The sequence below is a fragment of the Crystallibacter permensis genome, assembly GCF_025960875.1.
Lineage (GTDB): Bacteria > Actinomycetota > Actinomycetes > Actinomycetales > Micrococcaceae > Crystallibacter > Crystallibacter permensis.
In genome coordinates, this window is record NZ_JAODLR010000006.1 from 244,204 (window position 1) to 270,024 (window position 25,821).

The 25,821-nt window shown below is 64.0% G+C and carries 27 protein-coding genes; 13 read left to right on the plus strand and 14 right to left on the minus strand.

Annotation, left to right across the window (positions count from 1 at the left end; translation table 11 throughout):
* The first annotated feature begins 29 nt into the window (after positions 1-29).
* Positions 30-935, plus strand: a complete 906-nt coding sequence (locus B0G38_RS09885; RefSeq protein ID WP_264669277.1) for a DNA-methyltransferase — start codon at positions 30-32, stop codon at positions 933-935.
* A 94-nt stretch (positions 936-1,029) separates the two neighbouring features.
* Here B0G38_RS09885 and B0G38_RS09890 read toward each other — a convergent pair whose 3' ends face one another.
* The 3 genes from B0G38_RS09890 to B0G38_RS09900 all read right to left on the minus strand — a co-directional run bounded on the left by B0G38_RS09890 (position 1,030) and on the right by B0G38_RS09900 (position 4,110).
* Entirely contained in the window at positions 1,030-1,164 is a 135-nt protein-coding gene (locus B0G38_RS09890) for a putative transporter small subunit (protein WP_264669278.1), read from the minus strand.
* Between the two features lie 11 nt (positions 1,165-1,175).
* The gene (locus tag B0G38_RS09895; protein ID WP_264669279.1) at positions 1,176-2,876 is read right to left on the minus strand and encodes a sodium:solute symporter family protein; all 1,701 of its coding nucleotides are present in this window, start codon (positions 2,874-2,876) and stop codon (positions 1,176-1,178) included.
* A 364-nt stretch (positions 2,877-3,240) separates the two neighbouring features.
* Positions 3,241-4,110 (minus strand): PHP domain-containing protein, encoded by an 870-nt coding sequence (locus tag B0G38_RS09900; RefSeq protein ID WP_264669280.1) that lies wholly within the window; start codon positions 4,108-4,110, stop codon positions 3,241-3,243.
* Positions 4,111-4,192: 82 nt separating this feature from the next.
* Between B0G38_RS09900 and B0G38_RS09905 the strand changes: the two genes are divergently transcribed.
* Positions 4,193-5,764 (plus strand): aminopeptidase P family protein, encoded by a 1,572-nt coding sequence (locus B0G38_RS09905; RefSeq protein WP_264669281.1) that lies wholly within the window; start codon positions 4,193-4,195, stop codon positions 5,762-5,764.
* An 88-nt stretch (positions 5,765-5,852) separates the two neighbouring features.
* Here B0G38_RS09905 and B0G38_RS09910 read toward each other — a convergent pair whose 3' ends face one another.
* Positions 5,853-6,746 carry a YflT domain-containing protein gene (locus B0G38_RS09910; RefSeq protein WP_264669282.1) on the minus strand — a complete coding sequence of 298 codons (894 nt, stop codon included), beginning with the start codon at positions 6,744-6,746 and terminating at the stop codon, positions 5,853-5,855.
* 125 nt (positions 6,747-6,871) lie between these two features.
* Here B0G38_RS09910 and B0G38_RS09915 point away from each other — a divergent pair, with 125 nt between their 5' ends.
* From B0G38_RS09915 to B0G38_RS09925, 3 genes are read left to right on the plus strand one after another with little or no spacing between them, the layout of a single operon-like run.
* Positions 6,872-8,155, plus strand: coding sequence for a magnesium transporter MgtE N-terminal domain-containing protein (locus B0G38_RS09915; RefSeq protein WP_264669283.1), 1,284 nt, complete (start codon positions 6,872-6,874; stop codon positions 8,153-8,155).
* Positions 8,148-8,744: a DUF1003 domain-containing protein gene (locus B0G38_RS09920; RefSeq protein ID WP_169993901.1), complete on the plus strand. Its 597-nt coding sequence runs from the start codon at positions 8,148-8,150 to the stop codon at positions 8,742-8,744. The genes B0G38_RS09915 and B0G38_RS09920 overlap by 8 nt, the downstream gene beginning before the upstream one ends.
* 3 nt (positions 8,745-8,747) lie before the next feature.
* Positions 8,748-9,896 (plus strand): Mrp/NBP35 family ATP-binding protein, encoded by a 1,149-nt coding sequence (locus B0G38_RS09925; protein WP_264669284.1) that lies wholly within the window; start codon positions 8,748-8,750, stop codon positions 9,894-9,896.
* Here B0G38_RS09925 and B0G38_RS09930 read toward each other — a convergent pair.
* Genes B0G38_RS09930 through sigE form a run of 3 tightly spaced genes read right to left on the minus strand, consistent with a single transcriptional unit; the run spans position 9,893 to position 12,043 of the window.
* Positions 9,893-10,357, minus strand: a complete 465-nt coding sequence (locus B0G38_RS09930; RefSeq protein WP_264669285.1) for a twin-arginine translocase TatA/TatE family subunit — start codon at positions 10,355-10,357, stop codon at positions 9,893-9,895. The two genes, B0G38_RS09925 and B0G38_RS09930, sit on opposite strands and share 4 nt — an antisense overlap.
* A 50-nt stretch (positions 10,358-10,407) precedes the next feature.
* Positions 10,408-11,418 carry an anti-sigma factor family protein gene (locus B0G38_RS09935; RefSeq protein WP_264669286.1) on the minus strand — a complete coding sequence of 337 codons (1,011 nt, stop codon included), beginning with the start codon at positions 11,416-11,418 and terminating at the stop codon, positions 10,408-10,410.
* 7 nt (positions 11,419-11,425) lie between these two features.
* Positions 11,426-12,043, minus strand: a complete 618-nt coding sequence (gene sigE / locus B0G38_RS09940; protein WP_264669287.1) for an RNA polymerase sigma factor SigE — start codon at positions 12,041-12,043, stop codon at positions 11,426-11,428.
* Positions 12,044-12,299: 256 nt separating this feature from the next.
* On the opposite strand from sigE, the gene B0G38_RS09945 reads away from it, so the two are divergent.
* Complete coding sequence (locus tag B0G38_RS09945) at positions 12,300-12,932, plus strand: O-methyltransferase (protein WP_169993892.1); 633 nt, start codon at positions 12,300-12,302, stop codon at positions 12,930-12,932.
* A gap of 2 nt (positions 12,933-12,934) precedes the next feature.
* Here B0G38_RS09945 and B0G38_RS09950 read toward each other — a convergent pair whose 3' ends face one another.
* The 5 genes from B0G38_RS09950 to B0G38_RS09970 form a co-directional block, all read right to left on the minus strand.
* Positions 12,935-14,548, minus strand: coding sequence for a leucyl aminopeptidase family protein (locus tag B0G38_RS09950; RefSeq protein WP_264669288.1), 1,614 nt, complete (start codon positions 14,546-14,548; stop codon positions 12,935-12,937).
* Positions 14,549-14,559: 11 nt separating this feature from the next.
* On the minus strand, positions 14,560-14,739 hold the full coding sequence (locus tag B0G38_RS09955) for a DUF3117 domain-containing protein (protein ID WP_074703315.1): 180 nt from the start codon (positions 14,737-14,739) through the stop codon (positions 14,560-14,562).
* A 181-nt stretch (positions 14,740-14,920) separates the two neighbouring features.
* Positions 14,921-16,054, minus strand: a complete 1,134-nt coding sequence (locus tag B0G38_RS09960) for a hypothetical protein (RefSeq protein ID WP_264669289.1) — start codon at positions 16,052-16,054, stop codon at positions 14,921-14,923.
* Between the two features lie 95 nt (positions 16,055-16,149).
* The gene (locus tag B0G38_RS09965; RefSeq protein ID WP_264669290.1) at positions 16,150-16,524 is read right to left on the minus strand and encodes a DivIVA domain-containing protein; all 375 of its coding nucleotides are present in this window, start codon (positions 16,522-16,524) and stop codon (positions 16,150-16,152) included.
* 30 nt (positions 16,525-16,554) lie between these two features.
* The gene (locus B0G38_RS09970; RefSeq protein WP_264669291.1) at positions 16,555-17,364 is read right to left on the minus strand and encodes an LOG family protein; all 810 of its coding nucleotides are present in this window, start codon (positions 17,362-17,364) and stop codon (positions 16,555-16,557) included.
* 192 nt (positions 17,365-17,556) lie between these two features.
* On the opposite strand from B0G38_RS09970, the gene B0G38_RS09975 reads away from it, so the two are divergent.
* From B0G38_RS09975 to B0G38_RS09990, 4 genes are all read left to right on the plus strand, one after another.
* Positions 17,557-18,336, plus strand: coding sequence for an amino acid ABC transporter ATP-binding protein (locus B0G38_RS09975; protein WP_413542054.1), 780 nt, complete (start codon positions 17,557-17,559; stop codon positions 18,334-18,336).
* Between the two features lie 50 nt (positions 18,337-18,386).
* The gene (locus tag B0G38_RS09980; RefSeq protein ID WP_264669292.1) at positions 18,387-19,235 is read left to right on the plus strand and encodes a glutamate ABC transporter substrate-binding protein; all 849 of its coding nucleotides are present in this window, start codon (positions 18,387-18,389) and stop codon (positions 19,233-19,235) included.
* A 69-nt stretch (positions 19,236-19,304) separates the two neighbouring features.
* Positions 19,305-20,000 carry an amino acid ABC transporter permease gene (locus B0G38_RS09985; protein ID WP_169993879.1) on the plus strand — a complete coding sequence of 232 codons (696 nt, stop codon included), beginning with the start codon at positions 19,305-19,307 and terminating at the stop codon, positions 19,998-20,000.
* A complete protein-coding gene (locus B0G38_RS09990; protein WP_264669293.1) occupies positions 19,997-20,860 on the plus strand; it encodes an amino acid ABC transporter permease in 864 nt (287 codons plus the stop codon). The genes B0G38_RS09985 and B0G38_RS09990 overlap by 4 nt, the downstream gene beginning before the upstream one ends.
* A 72-nt stretch (positions 20,861-20,932) precedes the next feature.
* Here the strand turns inward: B0G38_RS09990 and dapE are convergent, their stop codons facing one another.
* Positions 20,933-22,024: a succinyl-diaminopimelate desuccinylase gene (gene dapE, locus B0G38_RS09995; protein ID WP_264669294.1), complete on the minus strand. Its 1,092-nt coding sequence runs from the start codon at positions 22,022-22,024 to the stop codon at positions 20,933-20,935.
* A 54-nt stretch (positions 22,025-22,078) separates the two neighbouring features.
* Here dapE and dapD point away from each other — a divergent pair, with 54 nt between their 5' ends.
* Positions 22,079-23,047, plus strand: a complete 969-nt coding sequence (dapD, locus tag B0G38_RS10000) for a 2,3,4,5-tetrahydropyridine-2,6-dicarboxylate N-succinyltransferase (protein ID WP_264669295.1) — start codon at positions 22,079-22,081, stop codon at positions 23,045-23,047.
* A gap of 18 nt (positions 23,048-23,065) precedes the next feature.
* Positions 23,066-23,914 carry a hypothetical protein gene (locus B0G38_RS10005; RefSeq protein WP_264669296.1) on the plus strand — a complete coding sequence of 283 codons (849 nt, stop codon included), beginning with the start codon at positions 23,066-23,068 and terminating at the stop codon, positions 23,912-23,914.
* A gap of 20 nt (positions 23,915-23,934) precedes the next feature.
* On the opposite strand, the gene B0G38_RS10010 is transcribed toward B0G38_RS10005, so the two are convergent.
* The gene (locus B0G38_RS10010; RefSeq protein ID WP_264669297.1) at positions 23,935-24,546 is read right to left on the minus strand and encodes a hypothetical protein; all 612 of its coding nucleotides are present in this window, start codon (positions 24,544-24,546) and stop codon (positions 23,935-23,937) included.
* A 107-nt stretch (positions 24,547-24,653) separates the two neighbouring features.
* Here B0G38_RS10010 and galE point away from each other — a divergent pair, with 107 nt between their 5' ends.
* Entirely contained in the window at positions 24,654-25,667 is a 1,014-nt protein-coding gene (gene galE, locus B0G38_RS10015) for a UDP-glucose 4-epimerase GalE (RefSeq protein ID WP_264669298.1), read from the plus strand.
* Positions 25,668-25,821 lie beyond the last annotated feature (154 nt).

Sequence of the window (25,821 nt, forward strand, 5' to 3'; positions counted from 1 at the left end):
CCGGACGAGAAACGGATACCTCTTCAGTTATGGCGGAGACTGTCTCCGGGCACGGGCCCGGCTCTTTGTGGTCGCCGGACGGCGGCAATCTGGTGGTGCACGCGGACAACGCGGAGTTCCTGCCGACGCTGCCGGACGGCGCCTTCACGCTCATCTACGTCGACCCGCCGTTTAACACCGGCCGGTCCCAGCGGCGGCAGCAGCTGTCCATGGTCCGCAGCGCCGACGGCGAGGGCGACCGGGTGGGATTCCAGGGCCGCTCCTACCAGACCATCAAGGGCATGCTCTCCAGCTACGATGATGCGTTCGATGACTACTGGTCCTTCCTTGAGCCCAGGCTGGCCGAGGCGTGGCGGCTGCTCGCCGACGACGGCACGCTGTATTTGCACCTGGACTACCGCGAGGTGCACTACGCCAAGGTGCTGCTGGATGCCCTTTTCGGCCGCGAGTCCTTCCTGAACGAAATCATCTGGGCCTACGATTACGGCGGCCGCGCGAAAAACCGCTGGCCGGCCAAGCACGACAACATCCTGGTCTACGTGAAGAACCCTCGCACCTACCACTTCGACAATGCCGAGGTGGACCGCGAGCCTTATATGGCCCCGGGTCTGGTCACCGCGGAGAAGGCTGCCCGAGGCAAACTTCCCACCGACGTCTGGTGGCATACCATCGTCTCGCCCACAGGCAAGGAAAAGACCGGCTACCCCACGCAGAAGCCCGAGGGCCTGCTCCGGCGCGTTGTCGCCGCCAGCAGCCGCAAGGACGACTGGGTGCTGGACTTCTTTGCCGGTTCGGGCACTCTCGGCGCAGTGGCGGGACAGCTGGGACGGCGCTTTGTCTGCGTGGACCAGAACCCGCAGGCCATCGAGGTCATGGACAAGCGGCTCTCGCCCCAGGCTTCTGTAGTGCGGCCCGGAACAGCACCCGCACCTTAGGACCTGAACATTCACCAAGCCTGCGTGCTGCAGGCATAACAAAGGCGGCCGGACAGTTTTGAACTGTCCGGCCGCCTTTGTTGGCAGCGGATCGCTAAATTATGGAGCGGCCCTCTCTACGGGCCTCGACCCAGTCACGGAAGAATCCCTTGCAGATCATGAACAGGGTTCCGCCGACGATCACCGGCCACATCAGTACGTAAATGGTCAAAAGCATGGTGCTATCCATTGGTGTCTCCTTTACTTTCCGGTGCCGCTTCCAGCGGTGCCGGCAGCGGTAGCGTCGAGTTCCGGTTCCGTCTCGGGATCCGTGTCGTAATCGCCGATGCGCTGCTTGATCAGATCGAAGTCGAAGTCCTGCTTGCTGCGCACCGACATGGCGAAGCAGATCACGGTACTGACGGCGTAGGCCACCAGCGAACCGGTCAGGACCGTGTAATCATGCAGGAAGCCAATGACGAACGGTGCCGCAACCAGCGCGCCAAGGGCACCGATGATCCTGGCCGCCTTGAGCCCGAAGAAGCCGAAGGACATCAGTCCGAGCACAACGCCGATGCCCACCACGGAGACCACGTCGAAGACGATGCCGGTGGCGCCGTCCATCGGGAACCACTCGAAGCGGACCGGGATGAAGACGGCCAGTGCAGCCAGCACCGAAACGGTGAACGCCTTGTTGGTGACCTTGCCCCAGTAGAAGCTGGCGATCACCGGGAAGACCAGCGCGCCCCACAGTGCGCCAACGAAGACCAGCAGGTCGAGAATGTTCATCTGTCCGCTGGCGAAATACAGCGCAGCGGCGGTGGCAACGATCATGGTGATGCGTCCGACCATCAGCATGGTCTTCGGATTGGCTTTGCCCTTGGCAATGTTCTGGCCGTAGATGTCCGCCATCATGATCGAGGACAGCGCGGCCAGATCAGAGTCGGCCGTCGAAGACAGAGCGCCGATGATCATGATCAGGAAGACACCCAGCAGGATCGGCCCCAGGTAGGTGGAGGCCATCTGCGGAATCAGGTTGTTGGTGTCGCCGCCGGACGGTGAAATGCCCAGGTACAGCGCCATGACGCCGAGCATGCCGATACCGATGATGGTGGCACCGTAACCGATCGTCGCGGTGACGAAGGTCTTCTTGATTAGATCCTCACGCACTGCGAAGAGCCGCTGGGCAATGGTCTGGTTGCCGATGGCGTAGGCCAGCACGGCGGCGATGTACGGCGCACCCTGGTTCAGGAATGCATCCGAGGAGAAGAAGTTGGATTGCTGCGGTGTCAGATTCGCCGCACCCTGGGCGAACATGTCGGGACCGCCGGCGGAGAAGAAGACCACCGGAATAATTACGACGACGGCGCCCAGCATGGCGACGACCTGGGCAAAGTCCGTCATCACGGAAGCCCGGAAGCCGGACCACAGCGTGTAGAGCAGTACGCCGGCGGCAATCACGATGATGCCTTGGGAGAAGCTGAACGGTGACAGCAACGCAATCAGAGCACCGCCGGCGATGAAGTTCGAGGTGAGGCTGATGAGGCTCCCGACGACGTTCGAACCGGCCAGCATGAGTTGGCTGGAACGACCGTGTCGGGCATGCATAACCTCGGCGAGCGTATGGGCTTTTGGCGCTACCTTGCGGATGCGCTTGCCGAAGGGGTAGATGAACAGAATCATCAGCGCGCCCCAAAGGCCGTAGTGGATCGGCCCCGAAATACCGTAGGTGTAGCCCGATGTTGCCGAGGCGTACATGGAGGACGCCCAGATCCAGGTCGCCGTCATGCTGGCCGCGGAAATACCGAAGCCGACTTTGTTGCCTGCGGTCATGTAACCGTCTGCGTTTTCCTTCTTTTTCCCGATGAGTGTGGACATCAGGAGTGTGCCGCCGTAAAACAGCACCAGCAGCAGGATTACTGTCCAACCGCTCAGTTGATAGAACTCCGCCTCAGGCGTCATTCGTTTCCTCTCCTCATGACAGGCTCACCGGGCACCTGCCAGATTCAACGCGCGCCGGCCGTCAAGGCTCTATTTCCACGTATCGTCCGGCGGTTCCTCGTCAAAAGGCCGCGGACATCTGAATCCGGTGATGGATTCGAGGCGCGCACTCCCGTCCGGCACGACGCCGGACCCAAAACAAGCTGCATTCGCTGCAGCATACAAAAAGCGGCCGGAATCCCTCCGCGCCGCCAAGGCAGTGGCTGTTCTTCAGCCGACCACGGGATTATTCATGCTTCCTACTTGTGCATTTCCGGCTCAAAGTCATCGGAACGTTGCTACAAGCAAGCATCGTGCTTTCACGAGTTTAGCACCATTGCGGCTGTCAGCCGTTGTTTGTGTCCCGCTGCGGGAGGTAGGCGGCACTTCCCCTGCCCAGTTCGAGGATCCTTTCGAGCACCCGGACAGAGGTCGTATTCTCCCCCAGCCGGTTGGGTTTTCCCGCCCCGTGGTAGTCGCTGGATCCGGTAACCAGCAGCCCGTTTTCGGCGGCGAACCGCCGGAGCCACGCCTTGCCGTCCTCCGGATTGTCCCGGTGGTCAACCTCCACGCCGTCGAGCCCGGCGTCGATCATTTCGTGGAAGACTTCCTCATCGACAACCCTGCCGCGGCTGGAGGCCACGGGATGGGCGAAGACGGCCACGCCGCCCGCCTGCTTAATCAGTTCGACGGCGCGTGCGGGTTCCGGCGCGTAGTGCGTCATGTAATACCGCGACCGGGACGTCAGAATGTGGGCGAATGCCTCGCTGCGGTCGGAGACTATACCCGCCGCCACCAGAGCATCAGCGATATGCGGACGCCCCACCGTTGCACCGTGGGCGGTATGGGCGTTGACGTCCGCCCATGAGATCGGATAGTCCTCCGCCAGCAGCTCGACCATCCGTTCCGCCCTTGTCAGCCGTGCGTCCCGGGCCTTGCCGATTTCCGCCAACAGCCCGGGGTGGGCAGGATCGTGCAGGTAGGCCAGGACGTGCACGCTGATCCCCTGCACCGAGTGGCATGTCACTTCCATGCCGGGCACCAGCCCGATGCCGCACTCACGCGCAGCCGCGAAAGCGGGCTCCCAGCCCGCCGTCGAGTCGTGGTCGGTCAGCGCGACTACGTCCAGACCTGCAGCGGCAGCCGAACGTACGACGTCGGCGGGCGGTTGAGTGCCGTCCGAGACTGTGGAGTGTGCGTGCAGATCGATTCTCACGCCACTAATCTACCGCGCACCGGCACCGGAATGCTGTGCTGGAACGTTTGGCAGGGCTTCGCGCCGGTGAGACGATGGTTCGGTGAGTACAGACGTCAATAACAGCGCCCCCCTGCAGGCTTCCGAAGGGCAGCCGCTCGAAGAGCGCGGAAACAACCGATCGCAGCGCCCGGAATCCGATGCTTTCAAGGACTTCATGGGCAGCAAGTGGGCACCGAGTACCGCCCAGGCCCCCGCCAAAGCAGAGGTGGCAGCGCATGCCGCGCGCCGCCGTCGCGCCATTTCGGAGAAGTTCCGCGGCGAGCGGTTGGTCATCCCCGCCGGTCCGCTCAAGGTCCGCTCCAACGACACGGACTACCGGTTCCGCCCGCATTCCGGCTTCGCCCATCTGACCGGCCTCGGGCTGGACCATGAGCCCGAAGCCGTCCTGGTTTTGGAACCGACGGCAGAAGGCACGGGCGACGACGGCGGCCACCACCATGCCACGCTTTATTTCCGCCCGCTGTCAGGCCGGGATACGCCGGAGTTCTACGCCAACGCACGCTACGGTGAATTCTGGATCGGCCCACGGCCCACCCTGCCCGAGCTCAGCCAACTGCTGGACCTTGATACCGCGGACCTGAGTGAGCTCGAGGTAGCCATCACCAAGGGCGCCGGAGTGGTCAGCGTCGGCGGCATGCGTATCCGCCTGCTGCGCGAAGTGGACATGAACGTGGACGCGCTCGTTGATACTTCCCGCATCAATACGGGTGTGGATCTGGAAGAGTCCGACAAGCTTGACGCCTTGCTGGCCGAAGCCCTGTCCGAACTGCGCCTGCTCAAGGACGAGTGGGAAATCGAAGAAATCAAAAAGGCCGTAGCCGCCACCATCAATGGGTTCCATGAGGTGGTCAAGGTCCTGCCGCGCGCGATCATCCATGACCGGGGCGAGCGCGTGGTCGAAGGTGCGTTCTTCGCCCGCGCCCGCGAAGAGGGCAACGACCTCGGCTACGACACTATTGCCGCCGCCGGCAACAATGCAACGATCCTGCACTGGATCCGCAACAACGGCCGGGTCAACGCCGGCGATCTGCTGCTGCTGGATGCCGGGGTCGAGGCCGATTCCCTTTACACCGCGGACGTAACCCGCACCCTTCCGGTCAACGGCAGCTTCACTGAGATCCAGCGCAAGATCTACCAGGCTGTGCTGGACGCTGCGGATGCCGGTTTCGCCGCCGCCCAGCCCGGCGCGAAGTTCCGGGATGTGCACACGGCTGCCGTGACGGTACTGGCCGAGCGGCTGGACGAGTGGGGCGTGCTGCCCGTTCCTTTGGAAGAGGCTCTCTCGGAACACGGCCAGCATCACCGGCGCTGGATGCCGCACGGAACCAGCCACCACCTGGGTCTGGACGTCCACGACTGCGCGCAGGCCAAGCGCGAGCTGTACCTGGACGGTATCCTCACGGAAGGCATGGTCTTCACCATCGAACCGGGCCTCTACTTCAAGAACGAAGACCTGGCGGTCCCGGAGGAATACCGCGGGATCGGTATCCGAATCGAGGATGACATCCTGATGACCGCCGATGGCCCGGTAAACCTCAGCGCAGCCCTGCCGCGCAAGCCGGACGAGGTCGAGTCCTGGATGGCCGGCATCTACAGCCCCACCGGGGAATAGCCGGACCCAGACGCAGAGACAGTAAGGGACGGATCCGTTGCGGATCCGTCCCTTACTGTTTGGTTTTCGCTGAAGGAGGCCGGCAGCCTTACTGGCGCGGCTGCTCCGCGGGGCCCTCGGGATTCCGGTCCTGTTTCCGTTCTTCCGGGTTGCCGGAAGGCTCTCCGCGGTCATCGGGCTGGCCCGGCTCCTGCTCCGGCGTGACCCGGACGCCGTACTGGGGACGGCCGTCCGGCAGATCCGGGAAACGTCCCCGCACCGGCGCACCCGCTGTCTCGCCGCCGTTTTCCTCACCGGCACCTGCTGACGGCTGGCTGTCTGGCTGCGGCGGGATGCCTGGCTGTCCGGCCTGGTTCTGGCCGGGCTGGTTCTGGCCGGGCTGGTTCTGGCCGGGCTGTTCGTACGGATCGCCCCACTGCGCCGGACGGTCCGGCATCGGCGGCTGCTGCTGAGGCTGCTGCCCGTGACCCGGCCCCTGTGCACCAGGGTGGAAGGCATGGCCGGGCATCGGCAGCTGTGAGGCCAACCGGCGAGCCTCGTGCGCCACCTCGGTGGCGACGACGACGTCGTAGCTGGTAGCAACCGTCTGCTGGGTCGAGGTGAAGTCCCGCTTGCCGCGGGTAAACGCATAGCTGACCACGCCGAACAGGATCCAGAACGCGGCGCCCATGGCCATCGAGGAGAGCACCAGCATGTAGCTTCCGCCACCGCCGAACAGCATCAGCAGGAGCCCGACGAACAGGCCGAACCATGCACCCGTTGCCGCGCCGGAGAGCGCCACCTTCGGATAGCTCAGCCGGCCAGTGACGCGTTCCACGGACTTGAGGTCATTGCCTACAATAGACACGTGCTGGACGGGGAACTCCTGGTCCGCCAGATAGTCCACTACTTTCTGCGCGTCCAGGTAGGTCCGGTAGTTGCCGAGCAGCTCGCCTTGCGGAAGCCCTGGCTTCAGGTCACGTGATTCGGTACGGCCAAGCATTGACATACCCTCATTGTCTCCCACATTGTCCCGGCAGTGTGCCCGGTATCGCTTCAGGTGAACGTTTGTGCCCTTCGGGGCACCCCGGTGCGGCTTGGACGGCGCATACCACGTAGCCTAATGGTGTGAGCACAAATCCAACCAGAGTCTTCGTTGCACGCCTGCTCGGCCTGGACGTTTTCGATCCTTTGGGCGACCGTCTGGGACGGCTGCGTGATGCCGTAGCGCTTGACCGCGGCGGGGCCAAGCCGCCCCAGGTCGTGGGCATTGTCGTCGAGGTGCCCGGCAAGAAACGCGTCTTTGTGCCCATGACCAGGATTACCTCGATCAACGCCAGCCAGATCATCTGTACCGGATTGGTCAACCTGCGCCGGTTCGAACAGCGCGGCGCCGAAATGCTGATGGTCGCGGAGATGTTCGACCGGCGGGTCACTCTGGCGGACGGCAGCGGCGACGCCACCATCGAAGACATCGCGATGGAAAAGTCCCGCAACGGCGACTGGTACGTCTCCCAGCTGTTTGTCCGCCGCGGCCACTCCACTTCCCCGCTACGGAGCCTGCGCCGCAATGAGACGCTCATCATTGACTGGAACGAGGCCCAGCAGGGCGCCCGGAACGAGCCGCAGGCCGCAACGGCGTTCGTGGCCAGCCACGAGGACCTCAAAGCAGCGGACTTTGCCGAAGCCCTGCACGAGATGACAGGCAAACGCCGGATCGAGGTAGCCAGCGAGCTGCAGGACCAGCGGCTCGCGGCGGTGCTCCAGGAGCTTCCGGACGATGACCAGGTCCAGATCCTGTCCTCGCTGGATATTGAACGAGCCGCGGATGTCCTGGAAGAAATGGACCCCGACGACGCCGCGGACCTGTTGGCGGAACTGCCCGAAGAGCAGAAAGAAGAACTGCTCCAGCGCATGGAGCCCGAGGAAGCCAAAGACGTCCGACGGCTGATGGAGTATGAGGAGAACACCGCCGGCTCCATCATGACCCCGGTTCCCGTCATCCTGCCGCCGGAAGCCACAGTGGCCCAGGCCTTGGCCCACGTACGCCGCGAGGAACTGACTCCTGCGTTGGCGTCGGCCATTTTCGTCTGCCGGCCGCCGCTGGAAACACCCACGGGCCGCTATCTCGGCGTCGTGCATATCCAGCAACTGCTGCGCTATCCACCGCCGGAGGCATTGGGCAATATCGTGGATACGGATCTTGACCCAGTGTCGGATCAGGCGGACGTCAGCGAGGTGGCGCGGATGCTGGCCACCTACAATCTGAACTCGCTCGCCGTGGTGAACGAGGACGACAGGCTCGTTGGCGCGGTTACGGTGGATGATGTACTCGACCATCTGCTGCCCGACGACTGGAGGGCGCAGGATGATGATGTATCGCTGAGCCGGAAGGTGGGCCGCAATGGCTGAAAAGAAGAATACCGCCGGTGCGCTGGACATCCCCCGCGAGGCGCGCGCCCGTCTGCTTCCGCGCTTGCGGCCCAACCCGGACGCCTTCGGCAGCGCCACCGAGAATTTCGCCCGGTTCATGGGAACCCCGCAGTTTCTGGTCTGGATGTCGGTCTTCTGCCTGATCTGGCTCGGCTGGAATACGTGGGGGCCTCCGTCGCTGCGCTTCGACAGCGCCGCGCTGGGTTTCACCGCGCTGACCCTGATGCTCTCCTTGCAGGCGTCCTACGCGGCACCGTTGCTGCTGCTGGCCCAGAACCGTCAGGACGACCGGGACAAGGTCTCGCTCCAGCAGGACCGCCAGCGGGCCGAGCGGAACCTTTCCGATACGGAGTACCTGACGCGTGAACTGGCCTCGCTGCGCATCGCGCTGCAGGAAGTGGCCACCCGCGACTTCGTCCGCAGCGAACTCCGAAGCGTCCTCGAGGAACTCCTCGAGACCGACGACGGCGAAGAGCGTCCCGTCCGCAGGGGCAAGAAGAAGGTCTCGGACGCGACTGCTGCCTTGCCGAGAATTTCCGCTCGTCCCCAGAAACAATCCGAAAGCTAGGCCGTGACACCCCATCATCCCCAACCCGACAGGCAGTCCGTCCAGCGGGCCCTGGAAAAAGTCATCGACCCGGAACTGCGCCGGCCGATCACCGAACTGGGCATGCTGAAGGGTTTTTCCATTGACGACGGCGGCGCTGTCACCGTGGAGGTGCTGCTCACCATCGCCGGGTGCCCCCTTCGCGACACCATTACCGGCGATGTTGAGAAGTCGCTGGCAACCCTACCCGGAATCAGCGCGGTTTCGGTGGTGCTGGACGTGATGACCCAAGAACAGCGCACGGCCTTGAAGGAACGGCTCAAGGGCCCCGGCGCGGAGCGTGGCATTCCCTTCAACGATCCGTCCTCGCTGACCAGGGTCTACGCCGTGGCCAGCGGCAAGGGCGGCGTGGGCAAATCCAGCGTCACCGTGAATCTCGCGTGTGCCATGGCGGCCCAGGGGTTGCGCGTGGGGATCATCGATGCGGACGTTTACGGTTTCTCCATCCCCGGGCTGATGGGCATCACCGGCGCCCCCACGCGCGTGGACGAAATGATTCTGCCGCCGGTGGCCTACGGCGTCAAAACCATCTCCATCGGCATGTTCGTCTCGGGCAACCAGCCGGTGGCGTGGCGCGGACCGATGCTCCACCGCGCACTGGAACAGTTCCTGACCGATGTCTATTTCGGCGACCTTGACGCGCTCTTCCTGGACTTGCCGCCCGGCACCGGGGACATCGCCATCTCCGTATCGCAACTGCTGCCCGAGTCCCGGATACTCGTGGTCACGACGCCGCAGAGCGCTGCGGCCGATGTCGCCGAACGGGCCGGGTCCATCGCGGCGCAAACGGGCCAGCAGATCGCGGGCGTCATCGAGAACATGTCGTGGCTTGAGCTGGAGGACGGCAGCCGGATGGAAGTTTTCGGCGCCGGGGGCGGGCAGGTTGTGGCCGAACGGTTGAGCAGCACCCTGGACAAAGATATTCAGCTGCTGGGCAGTGTCCCCTTGGATCCGCGGCTTCGCGAGGGCGGCGACCGCGGCGAACCCATCGTCCTTGCGGGCGGCCCGGCAGGGTCTTCACCGGCAGCCAAGGCTTTGCGGAGCATCGCCGCGGAGCTGGCATCCCGTCCACGCGGCCTCGCCGGCCGTCCGCTGGGGGTCAGTCCGGCCTAGGTGGCCTCGACGTCGAAAGGTGCAGCCTGACCCGGCTCGAGCCGCTCGATCCGTTTGGTCCCGGGGCCTGCTCCTGGACGCGCTGCTGCCGCAGAGGTTCCGGCCGCTTTCGTCGCCGTAGCGGCACCGGCCATACCGGCGGCTCCGGCAGCCAGGGCAGGAGCTGACTTCGTTGTGCTGCGCTGCTGGCCGAAATCGTCGTCTTCATCGTCGTCCAGCAGAGCTTCCTTGATGATCCGGCGCGGGTCATACTGACGCGGATCCAGTTTGCGCCAGTCCATATCAACGATGTCGTCGCCGACTTCTTCGCGGAGCTGGTCTTTGGCTCCGGCAGCCATCCTGCGCAGCTGCTTAACGAGCCGGCCCAGCTGGGCAGCATATTCGGGCAAACGCTCAGGACCGAGCACTATCACGGCAATTACCGCGAGAATGACCAATTCCGATCCGTTAATTCCGAGCACGTTTGAAGATTACCTGTTCCTGGCCTGTAACGGCCAACTTTGGCAATCGCTCATCGCTCACCCGCAGGCTCAATCAACTTGCCCAGCCCACGGATGATCCGGCTGAACGGATCGTCCGCGGGTTCTTCTTCCGGAAGCATTAGCCGTGACTTCTCCGTCACGATGATCTGGTTGACTGTCTCAGGCAGGGCCGATAGCGGAATATCGGCCCACACCGTGTAGGTCACATTCTCCGAGTCCAGCACAACGGTCCAATCATTGGCCGCGTGCACCCACATTTCCCGGTCCATGCCGTCCACCGGATGGAACCCGTCGGCTGCTACCGTGTTTCCAGTCACCGCATTTACAGCCGCCTCGGCGCGGGTGGCATCAGGTTCCTCGTTCCTGATCCGCTCCGTGCCGCGACGTTGTTCCGTAACGATAACGGTCCCGGTCGCTTCATTCGCCAGCTCTATCCGGACGGCCGGTGCACCGGCAATCTCGATTTTTTGGGCGGAAACGAACTCATAACCCATGCCGACAAGCTGCGGGCAGTTCCAACCGTCGCCACGGAGATCGGCCAGGCTTTCGCGGTCCAGTTCATGGGCGCTGCCGGACTGCAGCTCCTGCGTTCCCTGCCAGTCCGCGCCGGAGGAACCGGCACCGCTGGCAACGGGACTGGAGTCTTCGCCACCGAGCACATAAGCTGTGCCGGCGGTCAGGGCCGCGAAGCCCGTCAAGACGCTGCACACCGTCAGCGCGGTGCGCTGCCGGGTAGACCCGGCGGATCCGGTTTCCGCGTCCGGCAGTGCGGGTGCAGGCGAGGAGGCCGGTGCAGCACCGGCCGTACCCGTGGAGGCGGTAACGAAGGCATGGGAACTGCGGCTGAGGATTCTGCTGGCAAGATCGGGGCCGGGCGGCGGCACGTCGAGGGCACGCAGGCGCTCCTGGATGGCGCGGTGTTCCGCAACAGACTCACGGCATCGCGCGCAGCGCTGCAGGTGGCGTTCGAAACCCGGCCGGCGCTCGTCAGCAAGTTCGCCGTCCAGATACTCCGCCAAATCACGTTCGGGGTGGCGCATAGTGGATTCAGTGTGCTCCGGCCACGCGGGGTAGTTTCAGCCGCGCAGGCCGCTTGGCAGCCGGGTCGCGGTGTGCCAGCTTCTCACGCAGCATGGTCCGTCCGCGGTGAATGCGCGAACGGACGGTGCCCAGCTTGACGCCCAAAGCCGCGGAGACCTCGTCGTAGGAAAGTCCCTCCAGGTCGCACAGAACAACCGCAGCCCGGAAGTCAGGCGGAAGATCTTCAAGCGCTGCCTGCACATCGACGTCGAGATTATTGAATTCGAAGCTGCGTTCCGGCCCTGGATCGCGGCCGGGAATACGTGCTTCGGCGTCATCGGCGAGCCCGTCGAAACGGATCCTGCTCTTCCTCCGGGCCTGGTCCAAGAAGAGGTTGGTAGTGATCCGGTGAAGCCAGCCGTCAAGCGTGCCCGGTTTGAAATTCTCGAGGGAGCGGAACACCCGGACGAAGACTTCCTGGGTGAGGTCTTCGGCGTCGTACTTATTGCCGGTGAGGCGGTAGGCGAGCCGATAGACCTTGGCCGAGTGGTTGGTAACTACTTCTTCCCAGGTCGGAGCAACCCACGGCGTCTCCGCCCCGGCAGCGGCCGGCTCTTCGGTGGCGTCCTGCTGCAATTTGCTCATAGCTACTCCCCTCGGCGGTTGCCCGTTCGCTTCAGCCCTTGGCTACGTTCGGGTCTGAGGTACGTCCCCCGGCAACCGTGAAACACAATTGGCCTACGGATGTCCATCCTCACTCAGCAAGCTGGGAGAATTCTGTTAGTTACCTGCACGAAGGCGCAACACTGGGGCGTCTCGCTCTCCCGCGCCACGGATACGCGGCAGTAGCAGTAGGCTGGGGCTGGAATATTAAGATTTCTTCCGGAGAAAGTGATGGTTCATGAGCGCCGATAAGCAGACCAGCTGGTCCTACACGGAGGGACTACCCACCGAGGATGAGGTATTGCTCCGCGCACGTGAACGCTCCTACGAACTCGGCGTCGCCACGGTGAGTCCCGGCGTTGCCGCCGCCTTGACGGTTCTGGCCGCCGGTTCCAAAGCACACACCGTCGTCGAGATCGGTTCGGGCGCGGGCGTTTCGGGCGTCTGCCTGCTCCGTGGCCTGCCCGCCAACGCCGTGCTTACGACCATCGATTCCGATGTGGACCATTTGCGGGCCGCCCGCGAGGCCTATGCCGAAGCAGGAATTCCCAGCAACCGCACCCGGACGATTTCCGGCCGGGCGGCTGACGTGCTGCCGCGGCTGACCGACGGCGCTTACGATCTGGTCTTTGTGGATGCCGACAAGCCCTCCTACCCCCTCTATGTGGAGCGGGCCGTGCGGCTGCTCAAGAGCGGCGGAATGCTGATCATCAACGACGCGCTGGACAAGGACCGCGTCTCGGATCCGGCCATCCGGGAGGAAACCACCAACACCTTGCGGCAAGTGGGCAAGAGCATCCGGGAAAACGAGGACCTCATCTCGACCGTTCTGCCCACGGGTGACGGACTGTTGCTGGCCGTCAAACGCTGAGGCTAACCGCGGTAGCCGGCCAGGAATGACAGCAGCAGGCGTGCACCGTAGCCGGTTGCGCCCTTGGTGACCTCGGCTTCGTCGGCAGTGGACCGCGCCGGACCGGCGATATCGAGGTGGATCCAGGGTGTCTGCCCGACAAACTCCCGAAGGAACAGCGCCGCCGTGATGGATCCGGCCTGCACCTTGGACTTCGGTGAAGATATATGGGACAGATCCGCCACCGTGGAATCCAGCGAGGACCGGTATTCCCCCGCAGCCTCCGCGAGGGGCATACGCCAGACCCGCTCCCCCGACAGCTCGGCTGCACGTTCGAATCCGCTGACCAGATCCTGTCGGGTTCCGTACAACGCGGCATGCCGCCGGCCGAGGCCCAGTGACGCGGCGCCCGTCAGCGTTGCAATATCGATCAGCACATCCGGGGCCAGTTCGTCACGGGCAAACGCGAGAGCATCGGCGAGGACCATGCGCCCTTCGGCGTCGGTATTTCCGATTTCAACGGTGGTGCCGTCATAGGTCCTGACGACGTCGCCCGGACGATAGGAAGCGGCGCCGATGGCATTCTCGGCCAGTGCCAGCAGGCCGGTGACACGATGCCCAATACCAAGTTCGACGGCGGCGTGCAGCACAGCCAGTACGACGCCGGCGCCCGCCATGTCCGTCTTCATCGGCACCATTGCTTCACGCGGCTTCAGCGACACCCCGCCCGTGTCGAACGTGATGCCTTTTCCGACCAGGACAATATGCTGCGCATCCGGGGCGGCATCCGCCGGGGTATAGGACAGCTGGACCAGACGGGATTCATGCTCGGACCCGCGGCCCACGGCAAGCAGGCCGCCAAATCCGCCGGCTGCCAGCTCCGCTTCATTCCAAAGGCGCACCTCGAGCCCGCTCTCGGCCGCGAGGCGTTCGGACTGGCTTGCCATCCACGCCGGGTTCTTGACGTTGGAAGGCATGTTCGCCAGGTTGCGGGCCAGCCAGACGGCCTTGCCCGTGGCCGCTGCCGCCGCCAAGGCGGTTTCAGACGCGCCCGTCAGCTCCAGGCTGCGCGCCATCGGCTTCGGGGCAGGCGAGGCGCCGGCCCTCGGCGGACGGTAACCGCCGAGTAGGAAACCCTCGACGAAAGCACGCTGTGCCGGCTCGTCCAGGCCGTCGACTACGCTGGCGCGCACGGTTTCCACGCCGAAAGTCGCCTTGGCCAAGGCCGCTCCGGCCTTGCGCAGGCTGGCCGGCGATTCGTCCCCGACGCCAAGGAACAGCAGCCGTTGGGGCAGCCCCGGTTCGCGGCGCGGCGCAGTGACGGCCAGGATTTCGGCGGCCTTGCCGGTCACCGAATTCGCCTCGGCCAGGACAGCTACGTCGACGTCGTACCGGGCGGCAGCTTCCGCTGCGCCCTGACGCGGCTGCGGCGTTCCCCGCTCCTCGGAGCTCCCGCCCGAGACGCCCAAGGTGCCGATGGGAACCACCAGCACGCTGACGCCTGTGCCCGGTTCCGGCACCACATGCCCCTTGTCCAGCGCGGGCCGGGCCACGATGGTGGAGGGCCGGGGTGCGATCAGAGCCTCTTCGAGCGTCCTGGTGGTCAGTTCGTCTGGTGTAGCTGCAGGGTGGCCCACTCGCTCAGGCCTTAGCTGGCGACACTGTCGGTGACACCGAGCAGGCAGTCCTTGAGATTGCCGGCCTCTTCGGCATTGAGTTCCAGTACCAAGCGGCCGCCGCCGTCGATCGGAACCCGCAGAATGAGGCTGCGCCCCTCCTTGGTGACTTCCATGGGTCCGTCACCTGTACGCGGTTTCATCGCAGCCATTTGGTTTTCCCTTTCACCGTGGGCGGACAGGTCTGTGACCTGTTCGCCCGTCAACATGTCAGCACGGCAAGATTTGGCAGTCGGCCGTGCGTCATCCATTCACCATTATCGCGTACATCACAGGCCGGTGCTAATCACCGCGCTACGTGTGCGGCTTCGTGTCGGAACCCTACGGCCAGTGTTACGGCGGGTAGTCTCCTCCACCGGGCAGTTCCGCCCAGGACCACAGCCAGGCCACCCAGACAATCTGTCCGGCGAGGAACATCACGCCCAGGCACACTCGGTAGGCTGTGCTACGCGAGGCCATCGCGGCTACGAGCGCCAAAGGGAACAACGGCAGCAGCAGGCGGAACGTGCTGGTTTGCGGATGCAGGAACGCGAAAAGGTAGGCAGCGTAGGCGGCACACCATAGCCGCAGTTCCATGCCGATTCTCCGCGCCGGCCCGCTGCTCAGGCACAACACTGCCGCTGCCACCAGGACCAGCGGAGCAAGTACGCCGCCTACGGGGCCGAACAGGTCCTTGCCCATATCGAACCAAGGCATGAACAGCACCAGGTCATCCCCGCGCCACGCGGTTTCCGTTGCCGTATACGCGTCCATTTCGCCCGTAACGGCCCAGGCGAGCGCAGGCCAAGTGAGCGCTCCGGCGCAACTGACGAGCGCCAGCGCTACGATGCGCAGGAATTCCGGCGTCTGAAGTTCGTCCTGTTGCCGACGCCAAAGCCGCCACAGCAGATACGCCCCCATCATCGCCGCGAACGGCACACCTGTCGGCCGGGACAGGCACATCAACAGGACCACCGGGACCGCCAACAGATAACGCCGCGTGATGACCAGATACAGGCTGCCGGCCAGCAGCGCAAGGTTCAGTGATTCGGCATAGGGAACCTGCAGTATCGGCGATACCGGAAATACAGCCACGAACACCACGGCCCAAAGGGCAGTGCCGTGCCCGGCAAACAACCGGAACACCTTGTAGATGATCCCTGCCGCCACGAAACCGGCCAGCGTTGCGGCAACAGGGGCCAGGATCTCCCAGTCCAGACTCGTGGCAGCGTTCAGCCCGCGGATGATCGCCGGAAACAACGCGTAGAACGCCCACGAATTTTCCTGCGCCTGCCCGTCCCCGGTGCGCGGGATCTCGGAAGGATACCCATCGCGGTAGATCTGCTCATACCAGGCGCTGTCCCAGATACCGATGAAGGACAGGTAGTCGGGATGGCCGCGGCCCCAGGGGCTTGGTCCTTGTTGGCGGGCAACCGCAAGGAAAACAAACAACGAGTAGATCCGGGCCAGTCCGTAAAGGACCACCACGTGGACCCACCAAGGCCAGGCCGCGACCCGTTTTTTCCAGAACGCCAGTTCGTCTCTGAGAAAGCTGCCGGCTCTGCCCTGGCGCGTCGGACTAGTCATGAGGCCGGCGGGAGCGGAGTTCCGTCGTCGTTCTTCCAGTGTCTTTCTCTCCTGAGTTCGCTGATGAGTTTGTCCCTCGCAGCCAGCTCGCGTCGCAGCCTGTCCAGGACCTCGTCCACCTGGTCCATGCGGTAGCCGCGGAATGCCACCGAGAACCGAAGCCGGTCGATGTCTGACGGAACCGGATGTTCGGGCAACAGCACTGCCGGCAGCCGCGGATCGGATTCACTCAGACCGTCCAGCGCCGGAACTTCCCCTCGTTCCCAGCCCTGGCCGGCCTCTGTCTTGGCGCGCCGGCTGAGCCGTCCGGAGGCGACCAGGGCCACGGCACCTGCGGCGGCTATGGCGAGGAAGACCAGGAACAGACTCACTGGACCATCGTGCTAGATGCGGCCATGGCCTTACACGTCCACGATGCTGCCCGAGGGCCGGCCGCGGCCCTGCAAGAGACCCTCCAGGATCCCGTCAACCGCATCCTCAGCGGTATCCACCACGCGCACGAGATCCAGGTCGACTTCCGCGATCATGCCTTCTCCCAGCAAGGTGCCGCGGACCCATTCCATCAGCGGATTCCAGAAGGCACTCCCCACCAGCACAATGGGAAACGACGTAACCTTCTGCGTCTGCACCAGCACCATGGCTTCGAACAACTCATCCATGGTGCCGAGACCGCCGGGCAACACGATGAAGCCCTGCGCGTACTTGACGAACATGGTCTTGCGGGCGAAGAAGTACCGGAAGTTGATCCCCAGATCCACCCAGTCGTTCAGGCCCTGCTCGAAGGGCAGCTCTATCCCCAGTCCCACGGACAGCCCGCCGGCTTCACTGGCACCCTTGTTCGCCGCTTCCATCGAACCAGGACCGCCCCCGGTGATGACAGCGAAACTCTTCTCCACCAGCCGTCGTCCGATCTGTTCGGCGATGTCGTAGTGTTTGGTTCCGGGGCGCGTGCGGGCCGACCCGAAAACACTGACGGCAGGCCCCAGCTCCGCGAGCGTGCCGAAACCTTCCACAAACTCACTCTGGATCCGGAGCACCCGCCACGGGTCGGTGTGGGTGAAATCCGCTTTATCCCGCGTATCCAACAGGTACTGATCGGCCTGCGGAATATTCGCTTGGGAACGGCGCAACTCCACGGACCCCTTATGCCGCGAAGGCATCCGTGCCGCGATCTCGGACGGCAGCGGAATTTCATGCTGGTGGTTACTCATTCCCCAAGGCTACCTACCAAACCCGCACCGCGAAGCGGTTTTAGCGACGTTTATCCAACCGATAGCCGAACCGGCCACATTAAACTTCAATCACGATTCGGCCATTCATTCCCCTAAATGCATCGCTTCGTGGGAATCTTTCGCTAGATTCAACTCATGACCCGTGACGCCCAACACAGTGAATCGACGCCGATGGCTTCCAGCAGCGCGGCTGCAGGCAGTTCTCCGCGCTCAAACCAACCTCTGGTCCTGCTCAAGGACGTCAACAAGCACTTCGGTCCGCTGCACGTGCTGCAAAACATCAATCTTGAAGTCACCAAGGGCGAAGTCGTCGTCGTTATTGGTCCCTCGGGTTCGGGCAAGTCCACGCTGTGCCGGGCCATCAACCGCTTGGAAACGATCGACGACGGCGAGATCCTGATTGACGGCAAGAAGCTTCCTGCCGAGGGCAAGGAACTGGCCAACCTGCGCGCCGACGTCGGCATGGTCTTCCAGTCCTTCAACCTGTTCGCGCACAAGTCCATCGTGGAAAACGTCACGCTTGGGCCGCTGAAGGTCAAGAAGATGAAGAACGGCGCGGCAAAGGAACTGGCGATGAGCCTGCTTGCGCGCGTCGGTGTGGCTAATCAGGCGGACAAGTTGCCCGCTCAGCTCTCCGGCGGCCAGCAGCAGCGCGTGGCAATTGCCCGCGCCCTGGCGATGAAGCCCAAGGTCATGCTGTTCGACGAGCCGACGTCCGCGCTGGACCCGGAAATGATCAACGAAGTGCTGGACACCATGGTCCAGCTCGCCAAGGAAGGCATGACCATGATCGTGGTGACCCACGAAATGGGCTTCGCGCGCAAGGCGGCGGACCGGGTGATCTTCATGGCTGACGGCCAGATCGTTGAACAGGCCACGCCGGAAGAATTCTTCACCAACCCCAAGAGCGACCGGGCCAAAGACTTCCTGGGCAAGATCCTCAACCACTGACCTCCCCGGACGGAAATTTCATCCGAAGTAATCACTAGCAAGGAGAAAACATGCGCAAGACCCGCTTTGCAATGGCGGCAATGGGTGCCATTGCCGCACTGACACTGTCCGCCTGTGGCGGCGACGGCGGCAACGGGGGCGAAACTGCCGGCAGCGGAGAAGGCGAAACCCTCCGCGTCGGCATCAAGTACGACCAGCCGGGCCTGGGTTTCAAAGATGGCAACGAGTTCACCGGTTTCGACGTGGACGTTGCCAAGTACGTCGCCAACGAACTGGGCTACACCGAGGACCAGATCGAGTTCGTCGAGTCTCCTTCGGCCAACCGCGAGAACATGCTGGCCAACGGCCAGGTCGACATGATCTTCGCGACCTACTCCATCACGGATGAGCGCAAGGAAACCGTGGACTTCGCCGGGCCGTACTTCGTCGCCGGCCAGGACCTGCTGGTCCGCGCCGAAGACACCGAGATCCAGGGTCCTGACGATCTCAACGGCAAGAACCTGTGCTCCGTCACCGGCTCCACTTCGGCACAGCGCATCAAGGAGGAGCATGCCGAGGAAGTGAACCTCCTCGAACGCCCGGGCTACGCAGAATGCGTGACCGCTATGCAAAGCGGCCAGATCGACGCCGTGACCACCGACGACATCATCCTGGCCGGTCTGGCTGCCCAGGAGAACTTCGCCGGGCAGTTCAAGGTTGTCGGCAACCCGTTCTCCGAAGAGCGCTACGGCGTCGGCCTGCCCAAGGGCACGGAGCTGTGTGCCGACATTAACGCGGCGATCAACAAGATGGTGGAAGAGGGCGCCTGGGAGGAAGCTCTCGCAGCCAACACCGAAGGCGTCGACTACAAGTTCAACGAGGAGCTGAACCCGCCGACGCCGGGCGATTCCTGCGCATAATTGCACATTCTGTGGGGCAGGCTATACGGCCTGCCCCACAGTCACCCAAAGTCACTCCCATGAGAGGGGATGGACAGTTTGACAGAGTATTTCCAGAGCTATCTGACGGCGTTGGAGACCTATAACGTCGTCGGGGCGCTGTGGGTCAATATCCAACTCACGTTCTGGTCCGCCCTGTGCTCGCTGGTACTCGGTACCGTCCTGGCGCTGATGCGGATTTCGCCGGTGCCGAGCTTCCGCTGGGCCGGCACTGCGTACGTCAACATTTTCCGGAACACTCCGCTGACCATCATCATGGTCTTCTGCATCCTGGTGGCCATCTTCCAGCTCCAGTTGAACCTCTCCAGCGACTTCAACTTCAATTTCTTCCTGTGGGCCATCGTCGGCCTGTCGGTCTACCACGCCGCATTCGTCTGCGAATCCATCCGAAGCGGCGTCAACACCGTGCCCCTAGGCCAGGCCGAGGCGGCGCGCGCCATCGGCCTGAGTTTCCTGCCGGCGGCACGCCTGGTGATCCTGCCCCAAGCCTTCCGTGGGGCCGTTGCCCCGCTGGGCAACACGCTGATTGCGTTGACGAAGAACACCACCGTCGCAACGGTGGCGTCGGTACCCGAGGCAGCCGGTCTGATGAAGACCATGATCGAGTTCCGGCCGGACGTCATCATGGCCATCTTCGCCACCTTCGCGCTTGGCTTCGTCATCATCGTCATACCCATCGGCCTCGTGACAACCTGGCTCTCCAACAAACTGGCGGTGGCACGATGAAAATCCAGCAAAGCGTCCTCTTCGATGCGCCCGGCCCGAAGGCCCAACGGCGCATCCTGGCCACCAATGTGCTGGGCGTCATCCTTTTCCTCGGTGCCGCGGCCTTCGTGCTCAAAGGGCTGAATGACCAAGGCCAGCTTGAGGCGGAACTGTGGACACCGTTCCTGACTGCAGATGTGTGGCAGTTCACCATTCTTCCCGGGCTGATGAACACCTTCAAGGCAGCGGCCGCGGCCATTGTCACGTCCGTGATATTCGGCCTGCTCTTCGGCGTCGGGCGGCTCGCAGCAAACCGTGCGGTCCGCTGGATCTGCGGCATCATCGTCGAATTCTTCCGGGCCGTCCCTGTTCTGCTGATGATGATCTTCTTCTGGCTGCTGCTTGGCCGGCTCCAAATCGTAGAACCGGCGGATACGCCGTTCTTCGCCGTCGTGTTAGCGCTGACGCTGTACAACGGTTCAGTGATCGCCGAACTGGTGCGCTCCGGCGTCTACGGGCTGCCCAAGGGCCAGCGCGAGGCGGGCATGGCCATCGGCATGACCCGCGGACAGTCACTGCGGAGCATCGAGCTGCCGCAGGCGCTGGTAGCCATGCTGCCCTCGCTGATCAGCCAGTTCGTGGTCATCCTGAAGGACTCGGCGCTCGGCTCCATCATCACCTACTCGGAACTGCTGCGGGCCATGCAGATCTACGGCTCGGCCGGCCCCATCCTGCAGGCGCTGACCGTGGCCGCCGTACTGTTCATCATCATTAACTTTGCGCTTTCGTGGGTGGCCCAGAAGCTCTCCGGGCTGCTCAGCAGCCGCACGTCCGGAAAGACGCGGCCCGCCAGCGCGCCAACACTGGTAGCCAAAGTCTGACAACAACTCCTTAACCACCCGGGGTTCCCGCCAGCATGGCTGCCGGGAACCCCGGGTCATTTAACCTTCAGGCTAGCTCGAGAGCCACCTGTCCAAGGCCCGGAAGCATTCGCGGATGGCTTCGGCCGGAACATGCTCATTGTCCGTGTGGGCAAGGAGCGCATCCCCGGGACCGAAATTAACGGCAGGGATACCCAGCGCGCTGAAACGGGCCACGTCGGTCCAGCCGTATTTAGGCTTCGGCTCCGCGCCGACAGCCGCCACAAAATCCGCGGCGGCCGGATGGTTCAGACCTGGGCGGGCGCCGGCTGCGGCATCGGTGCGGACAACGGCGAAGCCGTCCAGCAGGTTCCGGACGTAGGCCTCGGCATCGTCCGGGGTCTTATCCGGGGCGAAGCGGTAGTTGATTTCAACGACAGTGCGGTCCGGAATGACGTTTCCAGCAGTGCCGCCGTGGATCTTCACCGCATTCAAGCTCTCCCGGTACTCCAGGCCGTCCACCGTGACCGTGGCAGGCTCATGATCCCGCAGCCGGGTCAGGATCTCCGCCGCCGCATGAATGGCGTTCTGCCCCATCCAGGCGCGGGCCGAATGGGCCGCCTTGCCCACAGTGGTCACGTCGAACCGGCTGGTACCGTTGCAGCCGCCCTCCACCGTGCCGTCCGTCGGCTCCAGCAGGATGGCGAAATCCCCCTGCAGCAACTCCGGATAGTGATCGACCAACCGGCCCAATCCGCTGAGCGAAGCTTCAACTTCTTCATGATCATAAAAAACATAGGTGACATCCCGGGCCGGATCGACCAGGCGGGCGGCCAGCGCCAGTTGGACAGCGACGCCGCCCTTCATGTCCGTGGTGCCGCGGCCATAGAGGACCCCACCGTCCCAGCTGGACGGGACCGTTCCGCGGGATCCGGCCGTCAACGGCAGCGGGACAGTGTCCAGGTGGCCGGCCAGGATGACGCGCTCGGCGCGGCCCAGATCGGTCCGGGCAACAATGGCATCACCGTCGCGTGTGACCTGAAGGTGCGGCAGTGCCCGCAGCGCCGCTTCTACGGCATCGGCCAGTTCCCGCTCGTTACCGGAGACACTGTTAATATCAATAAGCGCTGCCGTGAGGTCGGCAACATCGGAGGTCAGATCCAGGGCAGTGGTGAAAGCAGTCACTCCCCTAGCGTAACGGTGTCAGGGCGGTCAGATCCCGTCGGTAGACTTGAGTGCATGCCTGAGAACAACACCGCTGCAACTGTCTCCCGTACCGCCTACGGCACCGGCCTTGCCACCGTCGCCTCCAACGGCATTGTTCTGGATGTCTGGTACCCGGCTCCCGGCCTCGGGCAGGCTCCCGCTGCTGCTGAGACCGATTCCGAGCTGAAGTCGCTCGCAGAGCAGGGCGAGGATGCCGAGCGTGGCACCCGGCTTGAGCTGGTCGGCCGGAGCATTGACCTTGACGCCGCCCCGGCAGACACGGCCGATGCCTATCTGCGGCTGCACCTGCTGTCGCACCGCCTTGTCACCCCCAACTCGCTGAACATGGACGGCATCTTCGGCCTGCTGGCCAATGTCGTCTGGACCAACTTCGGTCCTTGCTCCGCGGAGAACTTCGAAGCAACGCGTCTGCGGTTGCGCCGCCGCGGCGCAGTCACCGTCTACGGCGTGGACAAGTTCCCGCGCATGGTCGACTATGTCCTGCCCACCGGCGTCCGCGTTGCCGATGCGGACCGCGTGCGGCTCGGCGCACACCTGGCCGCCGGCACCACCGTCATGCACGAGGGCTTCGTGAACTTCAATGCCGGCACGCTCGGCACCTCCATGGTCGAGGGCCGGATCTCCGCCGGCGTCATCGTCGCGGACGGCTCCGATGTGGGCGGCGGCGCCTCCATCATGGGTACCCTCTCGGGCGGCGGTAAGGAACGCATCAGCATCGGCGAACGAGTCCTGCTCGGTGCCAACTCCGGCGTAGGCATCAGCATCGGTGATGACTGCGTCGTCGAGGCAGGTCTCTACGTGACCGCCGGCACCCGGGTCAACCTGCTGTCGGCCGACGGCGAAGCCCGACAGATTAAGGCAGTGGAGCTGTCCGGCGTATCGAACCTGCTCTTCCGCCGCAACTCCATCTCCGGCGTCGTTGAAGTCCTGCCCCGCAAGGGTCAGACGGTTGAGCTCAACGCTGCCCTGCACGCCAACTAGAAGGTACGTGTAACCACAATGGCCCGTTCACGGCGGCGCCGTCGCAGCGTTCTCGTGCTGCTGGTGCTGCTAACCCTGGTAGTCGGCGGCCTCTGGCTGGCCGCCACCTCCATCGACCGTTCCCAGATGCTCGTCCGGGAGCGCTGCACGGCTGTGGTGGGTCCGGATGCCTTTGAACTGGCTCCGGACCAGGCTGCCAATGCAGCCCTCATCGCCGGAATTTCGATGCAGCGCGGGCTGCCCGCCCGCGCTGCATCGATCGCACTGGCGACGGCAATCCAGGAGTCGAAGCTGCGCAATATCGGGCACGGAGACGACGCCGGTCCGGATTCGCGCGGACTATTCCAGCAACGGCCCACACAAGGCTGGGGCACCGAGGAGCAGGTCATGGATCCGGTCTACGCGACCAACAACTTTTTCTCGGTGCTGGAAGAGATTCCCGACTACGAAAGCCTGCCGGTTACCGTCGCGGCGCAGCAGGTTCAGCGCAGCGCCTACCCTGACGCCTATGCGGACCACGAAGGCGAGGGCAAGGCCTTCGCTTCAGCGCTGACCGGCCACTCCCCCGCCGCCTTGAACTGCGTGCTCAAGGAAGCCGAGTCGGCCGGCGATCCGGCCGACGTTGAAGCCGCCCTGGAGGTCTCGCACCCTGGGTTGGAAACTGCGGTCGAGAACGGAACCCTTCGCGTGCAGGCAGGCGACAAGACCGGCTGGGCGGTGGCCCAATGGGCAGTGGCGTCAGCCAAGGAACTCAATATCAACTCGGTGTCCTTCGCCGGCCTGAGCTGGCAGCGTGCCGACGGCGAGTGGCTCGCAGCCGGATCGGAAACCGGAACTGTGGTCATCACGGCGGCGGAGCAGCCCTGAACCGGCCTGCGGCAGCCTGGCTAGACGAGCAGTTCAACGATCGGCTGGATAAAGCTCCGGTACGACCCCTCGTCATCGATCAGATACTGGTTCAGGAGAATCTTGTCCGGTTCCACAAACCAGGCCCGGCGTTCCCGCAGCGGCAACTCGACTAACTTGAGCTCGAAGCCACGGGCGTCGCGTCCCAGCTCCATTTCCCGGTCCTGCACCATCTGCCCGACCAGTTTGGTCTTACCGCTGGCTTCGCGCTCCTCGGCCAGTTGGCGGTAATCCGCCACGCGTTCACTGGACCAGCTCATCGCCGCTCCGAAGTGGGCCTGCAGCAGCTTCTGCAGCGCGGGGCTGGAGTCGAAGGCCGGGAAGGCAGGAGGTACCAAAGCATCAGCCGCGGCCTGGTCCTCCTCGATCAGGAGCGACCACCATTGCTCCCACTCGCGCCGCAACGCCCGTGTACCGCCGACATGCGCAGTCAGCTGGCGTGGGTCGGCTTTCCTGACCGGCGGATCAGCGCCGCAGACGGCAGGCGAGCCTGCGCCGTCCAGGCCGGCCACGTCATGCAGGTACAAGGCCAGAAGCAAATGCGCCGAGGTGTCGGTTGTTATCCGCCACCCGGGCCCGCCGGTGTGATGCATAGACCAAGATCCTTTCGAACCGCCTTAGATCCACTCTAGACCGTGGTGAGGCAGGCGACCACCGCAAAATATCAGCGGATAAGGCATCAGCTACTAGGCTTGATGCTATGAACATACTGGTCACCGGGGGCACCGGCTACATTGGCTCGCATACAACATTGGCCTTGCTCGAGGCGGGACACGACGTGGTCGTCGTGGATAATCTGGCCAACTCCAGCGAGGAATCGCTGCGCCGCGTGCAGGAGCTGGCCGGGCGAAAGGTCGCGTTCCATAAAGCGGATCTTCTCGATGAGGTCAGACTCGGCAAAGTCTTCGATGCCGCGCGCGTCGATGCGGTGATCCATTTCGCCGGGCTTAAGGCCGTGGGCGAATCCGTGGACCAGCCGCTGCATTACTACCACAACAACGTCGGCGGCACGCTCAACCTGCTGCGCACCATGGAAGCGCATAACGTCCGCACCATCGTTTTCAGCTCATCCGCCACCGTCTACGGGAACTCCGACGAGGTGCCGCTGACGGAGAAGATGCCGCTGGATGCCACCAACCCCTACGGCCGGACCAAGGAACAGATCGAGGACATCCTCTCCGACCTCGGCGCCTCGGACGATCGCTGGCACGTTGCGCTGCTGCGTTACTTCAATCCCGTGGGCGCCCACGAGTCCGGCCGGATCGGCGAGGATCCCACGGGCGTCCCGAACAACCTGCTGCCGTTCGTTGCCCAGGTGGCGGTGGGCCGCCGCGACAAGGTCCGTGTCTTCGGCAGCGACTATCCGACGCCGGACGGCACCGGCGTGCGCGACTACATCCACGTGATGGACCTGGCCTCGGGGCACCTGGCGGCGTTGGACTTCATTGCCGGCAGGCCGGGCGTGCGCCGGTGGAACCTGGGCACCGGCCGCGGCTCTTCGGTCCTGGAGGTCCTCTCGGCGTTCGGCAAGGCCGCCGGCTTCGAGATTCCCTACGAGCTCACCGACCGCCGGCCCGGCGATGCCGCCATCAGCTACGCCGACGCTTCCGCCGCCTTGGCGGAACTGGGCTGGTCCGCACACCGGACGCTGGAGACGATGTGCGAAGACCACTGGCGCTGGCAAAAGAACAACCCCAACGGCTACGCCGTCTAAAGCCAACAACGACGCCGGCGGCAGCCTCCCAGCGCAAGGAGAACTGCCACCGTCGTCGTCTAAGCCTTGATCCACCGATCCGCAGTTGGTCCTGATGGTTTTTCGGGGCTGGCTGCGGTTTTGGTTTTCGGGCAGGAGGCATCGGCCGGCCTCG

Bases quoted from the DNA above. Each gene is read 5' to 3' on its own strand.
- B0G38_RS09955 (WP_074703315.1), bottom strand. From the start codon at position 14,739: ATGGCTGCGATGAAACCGCGTACAGGTGACGGACCCATGGAAGTCACC.
- B0G38_RS09920 (WP_169993901.1), top strand. From the start codon at position 8,148: ATGGCTGAAAAGAAGAATACCGCCGGTGCGCTGGACATCCCCCGCGAG.
- B0G38_RS09980 (WP_264669292.1), top strand. From the start codon at position 18,387: ATGCGCAAGACCCGCTTTGCAATGGCGGCAATGGGTGCCATTGCCGCA.
- B0G38_RS09895 (WP_264669279.1), bottom strand. From the start codon at position 2,876: ATGACGCCTGAGGCGGAGTTCTATCAACTGAGCGGTTGGACAGTAATC.
- B0G38_RS10010 (WP_264669297.1), bottom strand. From the start codon at position 24,546: ATGCATCACACCGGCGGGCCCGGGTGGCGGATAACAACCGACACCTCG.
- B0G38_RS10005 (WP_264669296.1), top strand. From the start codon at position 23,066: ATGGCCCGTTCACGGCGGCGCCGTCGCAGCGTTCTCGTGCTGCTGGTG.
- sigE (WP_264669287.1), bottom strand. From the start codon at position 12,043: ATGAGCAAATTGCAGCAGGACGCCACCGAAGAGCCGGCCGCTGCCGGG.
- dapD (WP_264669295.1), top strand. From the start codon at position 22,079: ATGCCTGAGAACAACACCGCTGCAACTGTCTCCCGTACCGCCTACGGC.
- B0G38_RS09885 (WP_264669277.1), top strand. From the start codon at position 30: ATGGCGGAGACTGTCTCCGGGCACGGGCCCGGCTCTTTGTGGTCGCCG.
- B0G38_RS09910 (WP_264669282.1), bottom strand. From the start codon at position 6,746: ATGCTTGGCCGTACCGAATCACGTGACCTGAAGCCAGGGCTTCCGCAA.
- B0G38_RS09945 (WP_169993892.1), top strand. From the start codon at position 12,300: ATGAGCGCCGATAAGCAGACCAGCTGGTCCTACACGGAGGGACTACCC.
- B0G38_RS09985 (WP_169993879.1), top strand. From the start codon at position 19,305: ATGGACAGTTTGACAGAGTATTTCCAGAGCTATCTGACGGCGTTGGAG.
- B0G38_RS09970 (WP_264669291.1), bottom strand. From the start codon at position 17,364: ATGAGTAACCACCAGCATGAAATTCCGCTGCCGTCCGAGATCGCGGCA.
- B0G38_RS09975 (WP_413542054.1), top strand. From the start codon at position 17,557: ATGGCTTCCAGCAGCGCGGCTGCAGGCAGTTCTCCGCGCTCAAACCAA.
- B0G38_RS09890 (WP_264669278.1), bottom strand. From the start codon at position 1,164: ATGGATAGCACCATGCTTTTGACCATTTACGTACTGATGTGGCCGGTG.
- B0G38_RS09990 (WP_264669293.1), top strand. From the start codon at position 19,997: ATGAAAATCCAGCAAAGCGTCCTCTTCGATGCGCCCGGCCCGAAGGCC.
- galE (WP_264669298.1), top strand. From the start codon at position 24,654: ATGAACATACTGGTCACCGGGGGCACCGGCTACATTGGCTCGCATACA.
- B0G38_RS09935 (WP_264669286.1), bottom strand. From the start codon at position 11,418: ATGCGCCACCCCGAACGTGATTTGGCGGAGTATCTGGACGGCGAACTT.